The organism is Cryobacterium flavum, assembly GCF_900103805.1.
Lineage (GTDB): Bacteria > Actinomycetota > Actinomycetes > Actinomycetales > Microbacteriaceae > Cryobacterium > Cryobacterium flavum.
Genome location: NZ_FNIB01000010.1, coordinates 33,984 through 52,285, shown reverse-complemented (window position 1 = coordinate 52,285; position 18,302 = coordinate 33,984). Strand labels below are relative to the sequence as shown.

The 18,302-nt window shown below is 65.6% G+C and carries 16 protein-coding genes; 12 read left to right on the top strand and 4 right to left on the bottom strand.

Annotated elements, in window-relative coordinates; genetic code table 11:
* Positions 1–20: 20 nt before the first annotated feature.
* On the bottom strand, positions 21–821 hold the full coding sequence (locus tag BLS91_RS14640) for an ABC transporter permease (protein WP_233197408.1): 801 nt from the start codon (positions 819–821) through the stop codon (positions 21–23).
* Positions 822–998: 177 nt separating this feature from the next.
* On the opposite strand from BLS91_RS14640, the gene BLS91_RS14635 reads away from it, so the two are divergent.
* A complete protein-coding gene (locus tag BLS91_RS14635; RefSeq protein WP_092341495.1) occupies positions 999–2,987 on the top strand; it encodes an aconitate hydratase in 1,989 nt (662 codons plus the stop codon).
* Positions 2,988–3,032: 45 nt separating this feature from the next.
* Here BLS91_RS14635 and BLS91_RS14630 read toward each other — a convergent pair whose 3' ends face one another.
* Positions 3,033–4,508 carry a hydroxymethylglutaryl-CoA synthase family protein gene (locus BLS91_RS14630; protein ID WP_092341494.1) on the bottom strand — a complete coding sequence of 492 codons (1,476 nt, stop codon included), beginning with the start codon at positions 4,506–4,508 and terminating at the stop codon, positions 3,033–3,035.
* A 163-nt stretch (positions 4,509–4,671) separates the two neighbouring features.
* Between BLS91_RS14630 and mvaD the strand changes: the two genes are divergently transcribed.
* From mvaD to BLS91_RS19680, 8 genes are all read left to right on the top strand, one after another.
* Positions 4,672–5,664, top strand: coding sequence for a diphosphomevalonate decarboxylase (gene mvaD / locus BLS91_RS14625; protein WP_092341493.1), 993 nt, complete (start codon positions 4,672–4,674; stop codon positions 5,662–5,664).
* A 1-nt stretch (position 5,665) separates the two neighbouring features.
* Positions 5,666–6,664 (top strand): mevalonate kinase family protein, encoded by a 999-nt coding sequence (locus tag BLS91_RS14620; RefSeq protein ID WP_159433873.1) that lies wholly within the window; start codon positions 5,666–5,668, stop codon positions 6,662–6,664.
* A complete protein-coding gene (locus BLS91_RS14615) occupies positions 6,661–8,943 on the top strand; it encodes a hydroxymethylglutaryl-CoA reductase, degradative (RefSeq protein WP_092341491.1) in 2,283 nt (760 codons plus the stop codon). The genes BLS91_RS14620 and BLS91_RS14615 overlap by 4 nt, the downstream gene beginning before the upstream one ends.
* 127 nt (positions 8,944–9,070) lie before the next feature.
* Entirely contained in the window at positions 9,071–10,723 is a 1,653-nt protein-coding gene (locus tag BLS91_RS14610; RefSeq protein WP_092341490.1) for an ABC transporter substrate-binding protein, read from the top strand.
* On the top strand, positions 10,720–11,688 hold the full coding sequence (locus BLS91_RS14605; protein WP_241983100.1) for an ABC transporter permease: 969 nt from the start codon (positions 10,720–10,722) through the stop codon (positions 11,686–11,688). Before BLS91_RS14610 ends, BLS91_RS14605 begins: the two co-directional genes overlap by 4 nt.
* Positions 11,685–12,545 carry an ABC transporter permease gene (locus BLS91_RS14600; RefSeq protein WP_241983099.1) on the top strand — a complete coding sequence of 287 codons (861 nt, stop codon included), beginning with the start codon at positions 11,685–11,687 and terminating at the stop codon, positions 12,543–12,545. The genes BLS91_RS14605 and BLS91_RS14600 overlap by 4 nt, the downstream gene beginning before the upstream one ends.
* Entirely contained in the window at positions 12,542–14,071 is a 1,530-nt protein-coding gene (locus tag BLS91_RS14595) for a dipeptide ABC transporter ATP-binding protein (RefSeq protein WP_092341489.1), read from the top strand. Before BLS91_RS14600 ends, BLS91_RS14595 begins: the two co-directional genes overlap by 4 nt.
* A 116-nt stretch (positions 14,072–14,187) precedes the next feature.
* The gene (locus tag BLS91_RS19680; protein WP_167552441.1) at positions 14,188–14,343 is read left to right on the top strand and encodes a hypothetical protein; all 156 of its coding nucleotides are present in this window, start codon (positions 14,188–14,190) and stop codon (positions 14,341–14,343) included.
* A gap of 170 nt (positions 14,344–14,513) precedes the next feature.
* Here BLS91_RS19680 and BLS91_RS14590 read toward each other — a convergent pair whose 3' ends face one another.
* Entirely contained in the window at positions 14,514–15,146 is a 633-nt protein-coding gene (locus BLS91_RS14590; RefSeq protein ID WP_276326814.1) for an NAD-dependent formate dehydrogenase, read from the bottom strand.
* 26 nt (positions 15,147–15,172) lie between these two features.
* On the bottom strand, positions 15,173–15,694 hold the full coding sequence (locus tag BLS91_RS14585) for a LysR family transcriptional regulator (RefSeq protein WP_276326813.1): 522 nt from the start codon (positions 15,692–15,694) through the stop codon (positions 15,173–15,175).
* 117 nt (positions 15,695–15,811) lie between these two features.
* On the opposite strand from BLS91_RS14585, the gene BLS91_RS14580 reads away from it, so the two are divergent.
* From BLS91_RS14580 to fdxA, 3 genes are read left to right on the top strand one after another with little or no spacing between them, the layout of a single operon-like run.
* Positions 15,812–16,573, top strand: a complete 762-nt coding sequence (locus BLS91_RS14580) for a helix-turn-helix transcriptional regulator (RefSeq protein ID WP_092341488.1) — start codon at positions 15,812–15,814, stop codon at positions 16,571–16,573.
* The gene (locus BLS91_RS14575; protein WP_092341487.1) at positions 16,570–17,949 is read left to right on the top strand and encodes a SufS family cysteine desulfurase; all 1,380 of its coding nucleotides are present in this window, start codon (positions 16,570–16,572) and stop codon (positions 17,947–17,949) included. Before BLS91_RS14580 ends, BLS91_RS14575 begins: the two co-directional genes overlap by 4 nt.
* Positions 17,946–18,266: a ferredoxin gene (fdxA, locus tag BLS91_RS14570; RefSeq protein WP_092341486.1), complete on the top strand. Its 321-nt coding sequence runs from the start codon at positions 17,946–17,948 to the stop codon at positions 18,264–18,266. Before BLS91_RS14575 ends, fdxA begins: the two co-directional genes overlap by 4 nt.
* Positions 18,267–18,302 lie beyond the last annotated feature (36 nt).

The window sequence follows — 18,302 nt, the reverse complement described above, 5'->3', positions numbered from 1 at the left end:
GGGCGCTTTCCCCTGGGCCACTAGATCTCCTTCAAAACGGCGCGTTCGGTGCGGCGAAAGACCAGGAGTCCGAGCCCGAGAAAGAGGAGGGACAGACCTGCGCTGATCGCGACCGCGAACCAGTCGAGTTGCTCGGGAAAGAACGCTGCCCGGTAGAGGCTGAAGATGCCGTTCAACGGGTTGAAGGCGGCCCAGAAGTGCAGTTCGGGCGGCAGGTCCGTGGTGCTGTAGATGATGGGGGAGGCGTAGAACAGAAAACGCAAAATGAGTTTGACGGCCCGCTCCAGGTCGCGAAAGAACACCACGAGCGGGGCGACCAGCAGGCCGACACCCGCGGTCAGGGCGGCCTGAATCAGAATGGCGAGGGGAAAGAACAGCGCGTCGGCGTTCAGCTCGGCGCCGTACAGAATGGCAAACAGGGCAAGCACCGGAATCGAGGCGAGAAACTCGATGCCTTTGGAGAGTACGAGGCGGTTCACCCAGATGGTGCGGGGGATGCGGGTGGAACGGATGAGCTTTGCCTCGCGCAGAAAAGCGCGGGTGCAGTCCGAGACGGCGCCGTTGAACCACATCCAGGGCAGCAGGGCGGCCAGCAGGAACACGATGTACGGGTCGGTGCCGACGTTTTTGTCAAACACCTGAGTGAAGACGAACCAGTAGATGCCGGCCATCACGAGCGGATCGAGAATGGACCAGAAGTAGCCGAGCACCGAGGTGGAGTAGCGCACGCGCAGGTCGCGCTCGGTCAGCAACCACAGCGAATGCCGATACCGTGCGATCGGCGTGCGCTGTTCTGGGCGCACCTGGGCATAACTACTCACGTGATCTATCGTATGGGAGCCTGACTTGGTCCCTTGCCAGCCGGCCCTTACTGGTCTCTTGCTCACACGCCCTCAAACGCTGGTCGTTAATCCCGCATTCGCGTAGATTGAGACTCTGCGCACAACGTCGATGCGTGATTGTCGACACCGGACCCGCACAAGAGCAAGGGAGTCAATATGGCCTACAACGTCGCTCAGAAACTGATCGCCTCGCACTTGGTAGTGGGGGAGATGGTTCCCGGCACCGAAATCGGCCTGCGAATCGACCAGACCCTGACCCAGGATGCGACCGGTACCCTGGTCATGCTCGAACTGGAGGCACTCGGTCTCGACTATGCCCGCACGGAAGTGTCGGTGCAATACGTGGACCACAACCTGCTGCAGGCCGACAGCAAAAATGCCGAAGACCACGACTTTCTGCGATCCGCCTGCCAACGCTTCGGCATCTGGTTCTCCAAAGCCGGTAACGGGGTATCGCACCCGACGCACATGCAGCGCTTCGGCATCCCCGGCAAGACCATGGTCGGTTCGGACAGCCACACCCCGGCGGCCGGCTCGCTCGGCATGCTCGCCATCGGCGTCGGCGGCACCGAAGTGGCGCTCGCCATCGCCGGCGAACCGCTCTACATTCGCATGCCCCAAATTTGGGGCGTGCGCCTGACCGGGCAGCTGCCGCCGTGGACGAGCGCCAAGGACGTCATTCTCGAAATGCTCCGTCGCCACGGTGTGAAGGGCGGCGTCAACCGCATCGTCGAGTATTACGGACCGGGGCTGGCCACCCTGACCGCCATGGATCGGCACGTGATCGCGAACATGGGTGCCGAACTCGGCGCGACCTCGACAGTGTTCCCGGCCGATGACCAGGTGCGCACATTCTTACGCGCCGAGGCGCGCGAGGACGACTTCGTGGAATTACTCGCCGATGCTGATGCGACCTACGACGTGACCGAGGAGATAGACCTGGCCTCGATCGTTCCCCTGATCGCCCTGCCCAGTTCGCCGGGCAACGTCGTTCCGGTCAGCGAAGTCGCTGGCCGACCGGTCGAGCAAGTGGTGATCGGGTCATCCGCTAACCCAGGTCTGCGAGACTTCGCGATCGTCGCGGCGATCACCAAGGGGCGGCAGTCGTTCCCCGGGCTGTCGCTCGACGTCAACCCAAGCTCCCGCCAGATTTTGCAGGACTTGACCAAGATGGGCGCCACCCTCGATCTCATCGGGGCCGGTGCGCGGTTGCACCAGTCTGGCTGCATGGGGTGCATCGGAATGGGACAGGCCCCGGCCAACGGCAGCATCAGCCTGCGCACCATGCCGCGCAACTTCCCAGGCCGCTCGGGCACGCAAGAAGACTCGGTTTACCTCTGCTCCCCAGAGACCGGGGCTGCAGCCGCGCTGACCGGAAAAATCACCGACCCGAGAGATCTCGCTGACCTGTTTAACATGGACTATCCGTCGATCACCCTGCCGGAGTTCTCCAGCGTCAACCTGACTATGCTGGAGGCGCCGCTGCCCGCTGCGGAATCGCTCACCGTCGCGCTCGTCAAGGGCGAAAACATTTCGTCGCTGCCCGTCTTCGGTCCGCTCGCCGAACGCATCGAGGCTCCCGTTGCCCTGATTGTCGGCGATGATATTTCAACGGATGAGATTCTTCCGGCCGGTGCGCGTGTCTTGCCGTTTCGCAGCAACGTTCCCAAGCTCGCCGAATTCACCTTTGATCAGGTCGACCCTACCTACCCAACCCGCGCCGCACTCACCCGGGACACGACCGGTCACATGATCGTCGCTGGGGCGAACTACGGGCAAGGGTCTTCTCGCGAGCACGCAGCGATCACCCCGCGATTCCTCGGGCTGCGGGTTGTGCTGGCGGTTTCGTTTGCGCGTATCCACTGGCAGAATCTGGCGAACTTCGGCGCGCTCGCGCTGCAATTCACGGATGCCGCCGATCACGACCGCATTGGCCAGGGCGACGTGCTGGTGCTCGACGGTATTCGCGAGGCTCTCACCAACGGCACCGAGATTATCGTTCGCAACACCACCCGCGATGAGACTTATTCCGTGCGGCACGAGCTTTCGACCCGCCAGATTGAGATGCTCCTGGTCGGCGGCCTCATTCCGTGGCTGCGTGCCCGGCACGCGCAGGGCGAGCCCGCGATCGGCACGACCGAGTAGGAGCGAGAGGCAGAACGCGGTCGGCGCAGGTCTGCCCCGTTTGGTTCATTCGGCGCTGCCGACGACGTAGCGGTAGTACTCGACGCCCTCATCGAAGAAGTCCGGCCCATTCGACGTGCCGACGTGATCGATCACGAACTCATCGCGGGCGGGCGGGGCGATATTTTCGATGCGGCGTCCCTCGTGCACATCGATGTATTGCGCTTCGTTCAGATCGATCGCGCCAACCAAGGCTGACTCAAAATTGATTCGCCTGGCCGCTTCTTGCCAGCCGGCGACAACGCGCAGTGGCAGCGCCTCCGCAGCGTCGCCACTGCCGTAGCCGAGGGCCAACCAGTTCTGATCGGTCAGCTCGATGCGATCGGTCAGGGCCTGCTGCAGGCCAGCGGCGAGCCAGGCCGGAAGAGCAGCGGTGTAAAGATTACCGAGGTCGCGCATGGCTTCGGAGCCCAGCCTGAGCTTGTCCTCGACGAGCGTGTCCCAGAGCGGGGTTTTGCGCAGCTGGTTGCGCACCTTGCGGGCCAGGGGAAAAACGTCGCCGGTGTTTTCGGCGAGATCGGCGCCGTTACCGTGAAACGGTGATGGCGCGAGCAGCTCCTCGAGGAGCAGATCGGCATCGACACCGGCGTCGGCAGCGAGTGCGCGCAACTGGTCATGGCCGTCGTCATCATGAGCCAGAGCGAACAGGAAGGCCATGACCCACCCGGTCGTTGGCATCTGGTGGTATGGGCGGTGCATGAAAACCGCGTCGATGTCGTGAAAATAGTCGAGGCTTCGGCCGGGGCGTTTCTCCAGCATGGCCGTCATGGCGTGGTGGGTGGCATCGATGTAGCAGCTGGTGGAATAGTGTCCGTTGAACATGGGCAGATCCTGCACCTGTCCGTCATCGCGCGCCGGCTGATTGCGAAAACGGGCAAACGGCTTGCGAAAATCGGCCACGCGGTAGTCGGAGTCGCTGCCGGCTGCGGCGAGGTCCACTTCGAGCAGGCGCGCGTCGCTCTCCAGCAGCATCGCGACCGCGCCGGCACCCTGCGTGGGCTCTCCGCTGCCGCCGCGCGCGTACTCCGCAATATCGGCGCACACCACGATGGCCTGGCGACCGCGGCCATCCGTTGCCAGATAGCGCAGCGCAGCTTTCACGCCGTAGACGCCGCCCAGGCAGGCCTGTTTGAATTCGGGCACTTCGCAGTCCCGAGCCAACTGAGGCAGGCCGGCCGCGGCCAGGGCCTCATTGACCATGCCCTTGACGATGACCGCGCCGGCAGAATTGTCGGTGCTCGACTCGGTGCCGAGCGCGAGCAGCCCAACCTGGGACGGGTCGATGTCGTAGTCCCGAATCAGGCGCCACACCGCATTGGCGGCAAAGGTGTACACGCTCTGCGCGGGGGCGCGCATGCGAAAACTTCGGCCGACCACCGAGCGGAATTTCTCCCAAGGCTGGTCATTCCAGGCACACCACGCTTCGAGCTGCACGCGATACGGCGGGAGATAGAGGGAAAAACCACTTATTCCAGGAGCCAACTGAGTCTACTTAACTTTTCAGGTGCTTGCTTGACCGCACCGGGTCGTGAACACACCGTCATTTTAGTCGGCGAAGCTGCGAGTAGTCCGGCGCGGGCTGGTTCGGCCGGATACCGTCGGGGCTCCCGGCTAAAATAGAGGCAGAACCGATCGGAGCAGCCCTGTGTCACAGACCCTCGAGGCCGGCGCTACGGCGCGCGCCCGCGCACATAGCAATATCGCGCTGGTCAAATATTGGGGTAAGAACGATGTCGTTCTCAATACCCCAGCGGTCGGATCGATTTCCGTCACCCTCGATGCCCTCTTCACTGATACCCGGGTGACCTTTCGTTCGGGTCTCGCTGCCGATGAATTCTGGCTGAGCGGATGCCGGCAGGAGGCCACCAAGGTCGCCCGCGTTCTCGATCTCGTGCGTCAGGCCCGAGGAACGCACCTGTTCGCCGTCGTGGAGTCCGCGAACAATTTTCCGACCGGAGCCGGGCTGGCCTCGTCGGCATCCGGTTTCGCCGCTCTCGCCGTCGCTGCCAGTGGCGCTGCCGGGCTCACGCTCACCGACCGGCAACTGTCGATTCTGGCCAGGCACGGCTCCGGTTCGGCCGCCCGTTCCATCTTCGGGGGCTACGCCCAGATGCATGCCGGCAGCGCCGCTGACGGCTCGGATTCCTACGCCGTGCAGCTGCTGACCGGCGCGGACTGGCCGCTCGCCGTGGTTGTCGTCATTACCGAGCTGGGTGCGAAAACGATCACCTCCACCGTCGGAATGGGGGCTAGCGCTGCCAGTTCACCGTTCTATCCGGCCTGGCTGGCGACGGCCCCCGGTGATCTCGCTGATATGCGGGCCGCGATCGCCGCCCGCGACTTCGTGCGGCTGGGCGAACTCTCCGAGTACAACTGCCTCAAGCTGCACGCCCTGATGCTGACCACCCGGCCGGCGCTGATCTATTGGAACGCCGCGACGGTCGCGGCGATGCACGCCGTTCGGGATCTGCGCGCGTCCGGCGTGCCGGCCTACTTCACCATCGACGCCGGGCCGCAGCTGAAGGTGCTCTGCCTACCCGGGGATGTGCCCCTGGTTCAGGAGGCGCTGTCGAACGTTGCCGGAGTGCACGAGGTACGCCCGAGTGCTCTCGGCCCGAGCGCCTACCGGTTGGACTGACGTGGCATCCTTTTCGTCGTCGGCACCCGGAAAATTGTTTCTGCTTGGGGAGTATGCCGTCTTGCACGGGGCGCCGGCGCTGCTGGCAGCCGTCGATCGTCGGGTGACCGTTACCGTCATACCTGCCGGGTCGTGGCGGCTGCACGCCCCCAGCGTGGGCATCCAGCATCTCGACCTCGATGAGGAAGGTCGCCTTCCCGCCACCCTCGACGCGCATACCCGTTCGACCCTGCGCCTGTTCGACGCGGTGCGTGTGGCGGTGCGGGCGTGTACAGCCGGCTCTGGCCCGTTCGAGATCAGCATGGACAGCTCGTCATTCGTGCGCGATGGCCATAAATTGGGGCTCGGATCAAGCGCCGCGGTGGCCAGCGCGCTCACTGCGGCCCTGGCAGAGGCCTCCGGGCTTCACCTCGATCGGCAGGCGCTGTTCACTCTGGCTCATTCGGCCCATCGGGCCGCGCAACACGGCACGGGCAGCGGCGGGGATGTCGCCGCGAGCGTGTACGGCGGTCTGCTCTCCTACACCGTCGAGACTCCGCCCGTGCAGATGCAGTGGCCCAGCGACCTCAGCCTTGTGGCCGTGATTACCGGTGCTGGCTCGGCGACGACCGATCTGGTCGGTCGGGTCAACGATTTTGCCGTGCAGAATCCGGCGCAGCACGACCAGGACCTGGCGCGCCTGATCCGCCTCGCCCACTCGGCGCACTCAGCGCTCGCCGACCGCGACGGTTTTCTGCGCCTGGTCGATGACTACTTCACGGCGCTGGCCCTGCTCGACGCCCACGCCCAGGCCGGCATCGTGACCGAGCGCCACCTTGAGCTACGCGCGGTGGCCGAGCGTGCTGGCGGCGTGTTCAAGACCTCCGGCGCCGGCGGCGGCGACGTCGGGCTCGCCTTCAGCGCGAGCGGCGCGCCCGCCGAACGCCTCGAAAGTGCGCTGGCCGACGCCGGGGCATCCGTTGTGCCGTTGGAATTCGGCGCGCCAGGGGCCCGGTTATGACCGGCTCCCGCATCGCGAAGTTCTATCAGCTGTCGGTGCAGAAACGACTGGATTTGTTGCACAAACGCGGCACGTTGAACGATGCCGACTATGCCATGTTGCAGCCGGGTACCGGGCTGCTCGACGCCGAAACCGCTGACCGACTGACCGAAAACGTGATCGGCGTGTTTTCCCTGCCGATGGGGCTCGGGCTCAATTTTCAGATCAACGGTCGCGACTACCTGATTCCCATGGTGGTGGAGGAACCGTCCATCGTGGCGGCGGTCAGTTCCACCGCGCTTCTGGTGCGCCAAAACGGCGGTTTTACCAGCACGGCCGATGAGCCGCTACTAATCGGCCAGGTGCAGGTCGTTGACGTCGCCGACCCGGCGTTGGCGCGTCTAGCTCTGCTCGCGCAGACGGAACAAATTCTGCGGCTCGCCAACAGCGGCCACGCGAAGATGGTCGCCCGCGGCGGCGGCGCGCGCGGTGTCGAGGTGTATTTGCGGGGAGCGACGGCGCAGAACGGTGAGCTGCTGGTCGTGCACCTGCTGGTCGACACCCGCGATGCGATGGGGGCGAATCTCGTCAACTCAATGTGCGAGAGCATTGCGCCCCTGGTCGAGCGAATCAGCACGGGGCGGGTGTTCCTGCGCATTCTCTCGAACCTGACTGATCGTGCCCTCGTGCGTGCCCGCGCGGTCATCCCGCAGGTAGCGCTGGCCACCGGGGAGTACTCCGGTGACCGCGTTCGTGACGGCATCATTCTGGCTGCCGAATTCGCCGAGCTGGATCCCTACCGGGCTACCACCCACAACAAGGGCATCATGAACGGCATCGACGCCGTCGCGATCGCGACCGGCAACGACTGGCGAGCCATCGAAGCGGCCGCCCACGCCTATGCCGCTCGCGGTGAGCACTACGCGCCGTTGTCGACCTGGCGGGCGAACTCGGCTGGTGACCTGGTCGGCGAGCTGACGATGCCGCTCAAGGTGGGTACGGTCGGCGGGCAGGTGGAATCAAACCCGGCCGTGCGAATCGCCCACAGCATCCTGAGAATCGGGTCGGCGCGCGAACTGGCCGAGGTCATGGCGGCGGCGGGGCTGGCCCAAAACCTGGCCGCGCTCAAAGCGCTCTCCACCACGGGAATCCAACACGGGCACATGCGCTTGCACGCCCGGGCGGTCGCGGTGGCCGCCGGCACCAGCCCGGCGCGCTTCGATGAGGTTGTGGAGCAGCTCGTCGTCGGCGGCGAGATCAAGGTGTGGAAGGCGCGGCAAATTCTGGCAGACCTTGAAGCCCCGCCGCTGGCCGCCAGCGCCCCCGCCGCCGTAGTAACAGCCATGCCCCCCACGCGTGCACCGCAGGGTGCGGCCGGGCACGTCGGTTACGGCAAGATCATCCTGCTCGGGGAACACTCCGTGGTGTACGGTCGGCGGGCCATCGCCGCGCCCATCGGCCTCACGGTGCGCGCCGAGGTCGGGCGCGGTACGCCTGGGCAGGCGCCGATCATCACCGACTGGGACGCGGATGGTTCGGTGCAGGAACCGATCAGCGCCGACGTCTCACACCGGGTCGCCACGTTGATCGCCGCACGTCTGGGTTTGCCGCAATCCGGCGTTCGGGTCGACGTGTTTTCTGAGCTGCCGCGAGCGAGCGGTCTAGGGGCGTCGGCCGCGTTCGCCGTCGCTCTCATCCGGGCGACCGCCGAGTGCTTCTCCATTCGGCTCAGCGACGAGCAAGTGTCGAGTCTGGCATTTGAGTGCGAAAAGATCGTGCACGGCACACCGTCCGGCATCGACAACACCGTTGCCACGTTCGGTCGGCCGATTCTTTTTCAAAAAACGGATGCTCCGAGTGGTCACGAAATCCGCGACATCGTCACACCGAATCCGATTCCGATCGTGATCGGTCTCACCGGTATGCACGCCCTGACCTCGCACACCGTGGCCGCCGTGCGCGCGGCGTGGCAGCAGCGCCCCGCGCGTTACGATGCGATCTTCGATCAGATCGACTCCCTGGTCGGGGAGGGGGCCGACGCCCTGCGCCGAGGCGACACTGTCGAACTGGGCGAGCTGATGAACATCAACCAGGGCCTGCTCAATGCCCTGCAAGTCTCGAGTCCCGAGCTCGAGCAGATGGTCGCCATCGCCCGCCGGGCCGGTGCCCTCGGTGCCAAGCTGACCGGCGGAGGCGGAGGCGGCGCGATGATCGCCGTGGCTGGGTCCGCTGGCGCCGAACCGATCCGTGCCGCCTTGCGCGGGGCCGGTTACACCACCTACCTGACCGAGATTCGGTAGATAGTTGGTGACGGTCATTTGCTGTCGTTGTTAAATTAGGACATGCTTACGTCATGTTAATAGCCCACCGCTAGGCGGAGTCAACATGCGTCACCGTTCGACCAGTATCTGAGAAGAGACCCCACCTATGCGCACTCGCGCACATTCAACATCCCGACTTCGCGCCGCCGCCGCCGTCATTGCCGCCATCGCTCTGGTTTCCGGATGCGCTGCCACCTCCCCGAGTGCCCCCGCCAACGCGAACACGCTGACCTACGCCATCAACGGCGGCACGCTCAGCGGCGGCAAGATGGACATCCACTCGTCGGCGTTCCAGGCCACCGCCCTGGTGATGCGCAACTCCTTCGACTCCCTCGTCTATGAGAAAGCCGACGGCTCGTTCGTGCCATGGCTCGCCACGTCCTGGCAGATCTCGGACGACGGCCTGCACTACACGTTCGATCTGCGGGGCGAGGTCACGTTCCACGACGGCGAACCCTTCAACGCCGAGGCCGTCAAGGCTAATTTCGAGCACGTCGTCGCCCCAGAGACGGCGTCAGCGGATGCTGCCAGTCTGATCGGGTACGCCGAAACCGGCGGCTTCTACGCTGGCACCGAGGTCATCGACGAATTCACCGTTCGGGTGAACTTCAGCCAGCCGTACGCGCCATTCCTGCAGGCGGTGAGCACCGCCAAGCTTGGCTTCTACTCGCCGGCCACTCTGCGGGACAACGCGGCGCAGCTTTCGGCCGGTGGACCGGGCAATTCGGTGGGAACCGGACCTTACGTGCTGAGCGAATATACGCCAGACCAGAGCATCGTCTTCACCGCAAATGAAAACTACGACTGGGCGCCGGAGGGCAGCTCCCATCAGGGCGCGCCCGCCATCGACACGCTCGAGTTCCGCATCCTTCCCGAATCCTCGGTGCGCACGGGCGCCCTCACGAGCGGCCAGGCGCAGATCGCCAGCGACATCACTCCGAACACAGTCAGCCAGATCGGCGACGACTTCTCCATCCAGAACGTGACGATGCCTGGCCTGCCGTACACCCTGTTCCTGAACGAGGCGCACGGCGTCTTCGCCGACGAGAACGTGCGCCGTGCCTTCGCGCTCGGGGTCGACATCGGTCCGGCCGTCGAGACCATCTACCAGGGACAAGCGGAGCGCGCCTGGAGCATCCTCTCCCCGGCCACGCCCAACTCCTACGACCCGAGCCTCGAAGACAGCTGGGCGTTCGACCCAGACCAGGCCAATGCGCTGCTTGATGCGTCCGGCTGGACCGAGCGCGACTCCGAGGGCTACCGCACCAAAGGTGGAGCCCGACTGAGCGCCCAGTGGCTCGCCTACACCCCGGTCTCCGACGCCAACGCAAGCCTCGGCGACGTGGTGCAGTCTGACCTGCGCGACATCGGGTTCGAAATCGTGCGCGACAACCGTGAGATCGCCCAATACTACGAGGCCTTCGACGCACGCGACTATGACCTGTCCGACTGGAGTTTCCCCAGCGTCGACGCCGACGTCCTGCGCGCCCACCTGCACAGCGGCGGCTATAAAAACGGCTCGTCTACGGCCGACCCGGTCGTCGACCAGCTGCTCGACGACGCCATCGCCACGAGCGATCCGACCGAACGCGAAGCGCTCTACCAGCAGCTGCAGCAGTGGAACGCGACCCATGTGGTCATGGTGCCGATCACGGTACCCACCGCCATCACCGCCTACATCAAGACCATCGAGAACCTGAGCTTCGATCTGTACGGGCAGCCGCTCTTCTACGAGGCGTCCCTCACGACCGCGCCGTGACCGCGCACCGCGAGGGCCGTGCGCGTCGATCCGGCCGACCGGGCGCCCGCCTGGCCGGCCGGTTCGGCGGCATGATCCTCGTGGTGTGGGGCGCCGCCACCGTGGGCTTCTTCTCGCTGCGGTTGATCCCCGGCGACCCGGTGAACGTGCTCGTGGGGCTCGGCAACGTGTCGCAGCGAGTGCGCGACCAGATCCGAGCAGACTGGGGCCTCGTCGACCCGCTTCTCCTGCAGTATTTCCACTACCTCGGCCGCCTGCTGCAGGGTGACCTCGGCACGTCGTATCGCATGCAGCAACCCGTCGCCGCGGTGATCGGCCAGCAACTCGCGCCGACGATGCAACTGATGGGCCTCGCCATCTCGTTCGCCGTGCTGCTCGCGTTCGGGTCGGCGCTGCTCGGCCGCGGCAGGCGCACCGGCCCGGTGGCTGGCCTGCTCGAGCTCGTGGCGGTGTCCTCGCCCACGTTTTGGATCGGCCTGGTGCTGATTGGTGTTTTCGGCTTCGGACTGGGTTGGTTCCCCGTGGTCGCCACCGCCGGGTTCGGCGCGCTCGTGCTGCCCGCCGTGACCCTCGCCATTCCGGTGGCCGGCATTCTCAGCCAGGTGTTGCGCCAGGGCCTCGACGACGCGGCCGCTCTGCCCTTCGTCGACACCGTGCGCGCCCGTGGAGCGAGCCAGACCCGCCTCGTGCTGCGGCATACCCTGCGCCACGCCGCAGCGAACAGCGTCACCCTCACGGGTTACATCGTCGGTTCCTTGCTCGGCGGTTCGGTGCTGGTAGAGACCGTCTTCGCCCGTCCCGGACTCGGACGCGTGGCCCTGAACGCCATCGTCAATCGGGATGTGCCTGTGGTGCTGGGCATTATTGTGCTCGCCGCAGTGTCGTTCTCGTTGGTCAACCTGCTGGTCGACTTCGTGGCCGACCGTCTCGACCCGCGCCTGGCGACCGAGCAGGCCTACGCGTGAGCATTCTCGCCGCCGCGCGCTCCCGAACCGCCCGCACCCGACGCGTGACCCGGATGCCCACACCGGCCCTCTGGGTGGCCGCCGGCTTCCTACTGCTCCTCTTGCTGTCCGCGTTGTTTCCTCGGTTGTTCACCGGGGCTGATGCCGTGCGCACGGACATCGATGCTGCGCTGCTGGCGCCCGGCCCTGGGCATCCGTTTGGAACCGACCAGGCCGGCCGCGACGTGTTCGCACGTGTCATCTATGGCTCGCGCTACTCGCTCGCGATCGGCTTCGGGGCTACCCTGATTGCCCTCCTGGCGGGCCTGGTGATCGGCTCTCTGGCCGGGCTGATGCGCCGGGTCGGCGACGGTGTATTGAGCCGGGCGATCGAGATCGTGATGGCGTTTCCGGAATTTCTGCTAGCGCTGATCGTGATAGCGATCATCGGGCCGGGGGAGGCGAGTCTGCTGATCGCGGTCGCCATCGCGGTGATTCCGTCGTATGCCCGCGTCGCCCGGGTACAGACCCTGGTGGTGAAGCGGGCCGGCTACGTGGAGGCCGCCCGCACACTCGGGGTGTCGCCGGCGGTCACCGTGCTGCGGCACGTGGTGCCGAACACGCTCGGGCCGTTGCTCGTGATGGCCACGATGGGAATCGGCACGGCCATCACGGCCGCCGCCGGCCTCAGTTTTCTCGGCCTCGGACCGAAGCCGCCCATACCGGAGTGGGGGCTCATTCTCTCCGAGGGACGCAACTTTCTCGCTACAGCCTGGTGGATCGCTGTGTTCCCTGGAATCGTGATCACCGCGACCGTGGTCTCGACGAGCGTTCTCGGACGGCACCTGCAGGCCAGCGCGGCGGGGCGGCAACGATGAGCGTCGTGAGTGTGCGCAACCTGCGCGTCGTCGTGCCGGGCGGGGCCGCCGTGGTCGATGGGGTGTCGTTTCGCATCGAGGCTGGGCAGTGCCTCGGCATCGTGGGGGAGTCCGGTGCCGGTAAGACCCTGACCGCGCGTAGCCTGATCGGGCTCGCCGGCACCGGGGTCACCGCTGACGAACTGACGGTGGCCGGCGTCGACGCCCGCGCCCTCTCCCCTCAAGGCTGGCGGGGCCTCCGCGGGGCGCGGGTCGGGCTCGTGAGCCAGGACGCTCTGGTCTCTCTCGACCCGCTGCGCCGAGTGGGCGCCGAGGTGGCCGAACCGCTCGAGGTGCACGAACCGCAGCTCGGCCGTGTCGACCGTTCTCGCCGCGTGCTGCAGCTGCTCCGGCAGGTGGCCATGCCCGATCCGGCCCGGCGTGCCCGGCAGTACCCGCACGAGCTCTCCGGCGGGCTGCGCCAGCGCGCGCTTATCGCCGCGGCACTGGCGGCATCGCCGTCGCTGCTGATCGCCGACGAACCCACGACAGCTCTCGACGCGACGGTGCAGGCGCAGGTCGTGCGACTGCTGCGTGAGCTGAAGGAATCTGGCCTCGCCCTGTTGCTGATCAGCCATGACCTGTCGATCATCTGCCAGCTGGCCGACCAGGTGGCGGTCATGAAGGACGGCCGATTCGTGGAAGTGCAGGCCGCGGACGCCCTGTTTGCCGCGCCGCAGCATCCGTATACTCGTCAGTTGCTGGCCGCTGCCGCGCTGGGCACGGCCACGGCGCCGAAGCTGCGCCCCGTGGTGCTCGCCGCACACGACCTCGCCAAGGCATACGGAACGCTGACGGCCGTCGACGGGGTCTCGTTCGAACTGCGAGCCGGCCACACCGTGGGCATCGTGGGCGAGTCAGGCTCGGGAAAGAGCACCGTGGCACGGATGCTGCTGGGCACGCAGTCGCCCGACCACGGTTCGGTGCTGCTGCACGGCGAGCCCTGGAGCGGCCTGCCGGAATCCCAGCGCCGGGCCCGGCGGGGATGTCTCCAGATCATCCACCAGGACTCGCTGAGCGCCTTTGACCCGCGGTCGACGGTGCTGCAGATTCTGTTGGAGGCTATCGCTCTCGACGGGATTCCACGCCGGTGGCGCACGGCTCGGGCGGTGGAATTGCTCGCGCAGGTGGCGCTGGCGACAGGGCTGCTTGGCCGGCGCGCGCACGAGCTCTCCGGCGGGCAGCGGCAGCGCGTGGCGATCGCCAGGGCGCTCGCACGGCGGCCGAGCATCCTGGTGTGCGACGAGCCGGTCTCGGCGCTCGACGCGCAGGTTCAATCCCAGGTGCTCGCGCTGCTGGCCTCTCTCCAGGAATCCACCGGACTCGCCATGGTGTTCATCTCGCACGACCTCGCCGTGGTCCGGGCACTGAGCCACGAGATCCTCGTGATGAAGGAGGGCGTTGTTGTGGAGCAGGGGCCGGCGGTCGATCTCTTTGCGGCGCCGCAGCATCCGTTCACCCGCGAGCTGCTCGCCGCCCACCGGTAAAACCGGCGTTTCTGCGGTGACCCGGCGCTCGCGGCACGTGTTTGCGACCGCGGCACTGGTTGGAACGCGTGCCACGACCTGGGAGAGAACCACGCTGTTCCCGGGCGGCTGGCGTCGTGACCGGGGACGTCGCGACCGTCGACGAGGACGGCTTCCCCACGATCGTCGACCGCGCTAAGGCACTCACTATCACCGGTGGATGCAACCCCGCGCGCCTGCTCGGCAAGATCCTGCGCAAACAGGTGCGTGAGCAGGTGCTGACCACGCTCTGACCCGGGCAGCAGTTCCAAACCAGCGGATTGGAATCCCACCGCAGTCACCGCGGCGTTCCCCAGTACTACATCGGTGCTCTCGCTGTCTGAGCGGACAGAGTCGACCCAAACACGTGGCGGGTCATGCCGTTGTGCGGCATCGTGCGCCAGGGGTGGTCGGCCGCTGGCGGCTACGGATACCAGACGTCGCCGGCATATCCGGCGATTTGCGCGGACTCCAACGCGCGAACGATCGCGTCGCGGTCAGCGATCTCGGCTCGGGCCGTGTTCACGATGTACGAGCCTCGTTTCATTGATGAGATCAGGGCGTCGTCGAAGAGGTGATGCGTCTGTGGATGCAGCGGTGCATGGATCGATACCACGTCGACGGCCCGCACGAGCGAGGCCGCATCCGGGTGGACGGTCAGCGCAAGTTCGCGCTCGATTTCGGGGGACAGCCTGTTCTTGTCGGTGTAGTGCAGGTGAACATCAAAGGGTGCGAGTCGGCGCAGAACGGCACGACCGATGCGGCCGGCCGCGATGACACCGACGTTCATTCCCTCGATGTCATAGGCGCGCTCGACGCTGTCGGCTATGTTCCAGCCACCATTGACGACCCCTTCGTGCGAGGGGAGGTAGTTGCGAACGAGAGCGAGGACTTGCATAACAGCGTGCTCGGCGACACTGATGCTGTTGCTATAGGTCTCTTCGACCACGGTGATGCCGTGGCTGATTGTTGCGTCGAGATCAACGTGATCCGAACCGATGCCGGCCGTGATCGCGAGCTTCAATTTTGGCGCCTTCGCGATCCTTTCTGCGGTCAAATAGGCCGGCTAGAATGGTTGGGAAATCACGATGTCAGCGCTCGCGAGCTCCCGTTCTGGGTAGTTATCAAGTACAGGGATGCTGTCGCGTGCGCACTGCGGCGGGTACCCGGTGACGGAATCTGGGTAGAGGACGAGAAGAATCTTGGCCATGTGGCCTTTTTCTGTGACGCCGGTTTGGCAGGTGTCGCGCCCAGCGGATGCGCGGCACAGAACGCCGCAACCGGTAGCGCGACCGTTGTCGATGCGCTGGGCACGACGCCAAGACGCAGTACGCCGGTCACGCCGGATTTGAGAGCGTGAACCTCCGCCTTGAGCGTGTCACGCTCCGCCACAATCCGTTTGGCCCGCATCACCACGAGTTCGCCCTCCGGCGTCAACCCCTCAAAAGCATGACCACGGTTGATCAGTGAGACATTGAGTTCCTGCTCCAGCTTGCTGATTCCCGCGGAAAGGGCGGGCTGGGAAACGTGACAGGCCGCAGCCGCGTGCGCGAAGTGTCGTTCCCGTGCGACAGCGACAAAATATTCCAGTTGGCGAAAAAGCACGCGTTCTCCTTTGACTCGAGGGTAACGACCCCACCGCCTGCTCGACTCTAGTTGCTGCCAGACGGTGGACCGGCGCGTTGACTTGCCAGCCGAGCTGAATTAGGACATGCTTATGTCATGTTAATAGCTCACCGCCGTGGAACCGCTGGCACAGACGGGTCGAACCCTGGAGCGAATGGTCTGGAGGAACGCACCTGGGACCGCGTGCGGCAGATGCTCGCCGAGGATGGCCCACTGACCGCAGCCGATCTGGCCGCGCGCTTGGGACTGACGCCCGCCGCCGTTCGCCGCCACCTCGACCAGCTCGCCGAGGAAGGGGCCGTCGAAGAACACGTGCCCGCTACGTCAGGTGGCCGCGGCCGGCCGGCCCGCGCCTATGTCCTCTCCGCGTCCGGTCATGCCGGTCTGGGGGCTGACTACGCCGATGTGGCGACCTCGGCGTTACGCTTTCTCGCCGAACGCGCCGGAGCGGATGCCGTTGGCGAGTTCGCCCGTGAACGCAGCGCACAACTCGAGCGAGGCTACGCCGCACAACTGCCCTCGACCGGCGGAGATGTCCGCGCCCGTGCAGAGGCACTGGCGTCGGTACTGAGCGATGAAGGTTTCGCGGCGACGATCCGGCCGGTCGGAGCTGACCTGCCAGCGAATGGTGTGCAGCTGTGTCAGGGGCACTGCCCCGTTCTGCATGTCGCGGCCGAGTTTCCGGAGTTCTGCGACGCTGAGACCGAGGCATTCTCCCGGCTGCTCGGAGTTCCGGTTCAACGACGCACGACTCTGGCTGGGGGCGCACACAGCTGCGCGACGTTCATCCCCCTTGACGCTCTGGCCACGACTACCAGCTCGGACACGAATAATTGTAACGACGGGACAAATGCATGAGTACCAGTGCAGGACTAATCACGGGAGTGCATCCGATCACCCGCCCCGAGGCCATCAATTCTGACGTCGGCGCGAACGCGGCATTCAGCATCGAGGAGTCGGCCGCCATCCGTAGCGATTTTCCGATTCTCTCGCGTCTCGTGCGTGGCGGAAAACCATTGGTGTACCTCGACTCCGGGGCCACGTCACACAAACCGCACCAGGTACTCGATGCCGAACGCACCTTCTATGAGCAACACAACTCCGCGGTTCACCGTGGTGCTCATCAGCTGGCCGAGGAAGCCACCGAAGCATTTGAATCGGCGCGCGCGACCGTTGCACGGTTCATCGGCGCACAAACTAACGAGGTGGTGTTCACCAAGAACGCTACCGAAGCTCTGAATCTCGTGGCGTATTCGTTCAGCAACGCGGCCGCTACCGGGGCCATGGACGGCGTCGAAGCGGATGTCGCGGCGCGGTTCAAGCTCGGCGTGGGCGACGAGATCGTGATCACCGAGATGGAGCATCATGCCAATCTCATTCCCTGGCAGGAACTTGCCCGGCGCAGCGGCGCTACCCTGCGGTGGATCGGTGTCACCGATGACGGTCGCTTAAACCTGAACGATCTGGAGACGGTCATCAGCGACCGTACCAAGGTGGTCGCCTTCACGCACGTGTCCAATGTTTTGGGTACCATCAATCCGGTTTCGTCCATTGTGGCTCGGGCCCGGAAGATCGGGGCTCTGACCGTGCTCGACGCCAGCCAGTCGGTGCCGCACCTGGGGATCGACGTCGTCGATCTCGACGTGGACTTTCTTGCCTTCAGTGGCCACAAAATGTTCGGCCCCCTCGGGGTCGGTGTGCTCTGGGGCCGCTCTCGCCTCCTGGAAGCCATGCCCCCCTTCCTCACCGGAGGCTCGATGATCCACACCGTGCACATGGAAGGCTCAACCTACGCCGCGCCGCCGCAACGTTTCGAGGCGGGTGTCCCGGTGGCCGCGCAGGCCGTTGGCCTGGCTGCGGCCTGTGATTACCTGACCCGGTTGGGGATGCCGCGGGTGAGCGCCCATGAGCAGGCCCTCACCGAAGTCCTGCTGGCCGGCCTGGCCCAACGCCCCTGGATCCGTGTCGTCGGACCGGCCGACGGTGCGGAGCGTACCGGTGTGGTGTCTTTCGTGGTCGACGGCGTGCACGCGCACGACGTTGGCCAAATCCTCGACGATGCCGGAGTCGCGGTGCGAGTCGGCCACCACTGCGCCTGGCCATTGCACCAGCGTCTGGACGTGGCCGCGACCACGCGAGTGACCTTCGCGGCCTACAACACGGTCGCCGAGATCACCGTGTTGCTCAACGCTCTCGACCAGGTCCCGGCGGTGTTCGGGGTGGAGGTACTGTGACCTACGTCATCGCCTTGCCCTGCGTGGACGTCAAGGACAGGGCATGTATTGATGAATGCCCCGTCGATTGCATTTATGAGGGTGACCGGGCGCTCTACATCCACCCCGATGAGTGCATCGACTGCGGAGCCTGTGAACCAGTCTGCCCGGTCGAGGCGATCTTCTACGAAGATGACGTGCCGGAGCAGTGGGCCGACTACTACAAGGCCAACGTTGAGTTCTTCGACGACATCGGCTCCCCGGGTGGAGCGGCCAAGGTCGGCCCATACGCCAAGGATCACCCGCTGATCGCGGCACTTCCCTCACAGCGTCGCTGACCGAAACGATCGGGCTGCTCGCAGCCAACAACAACT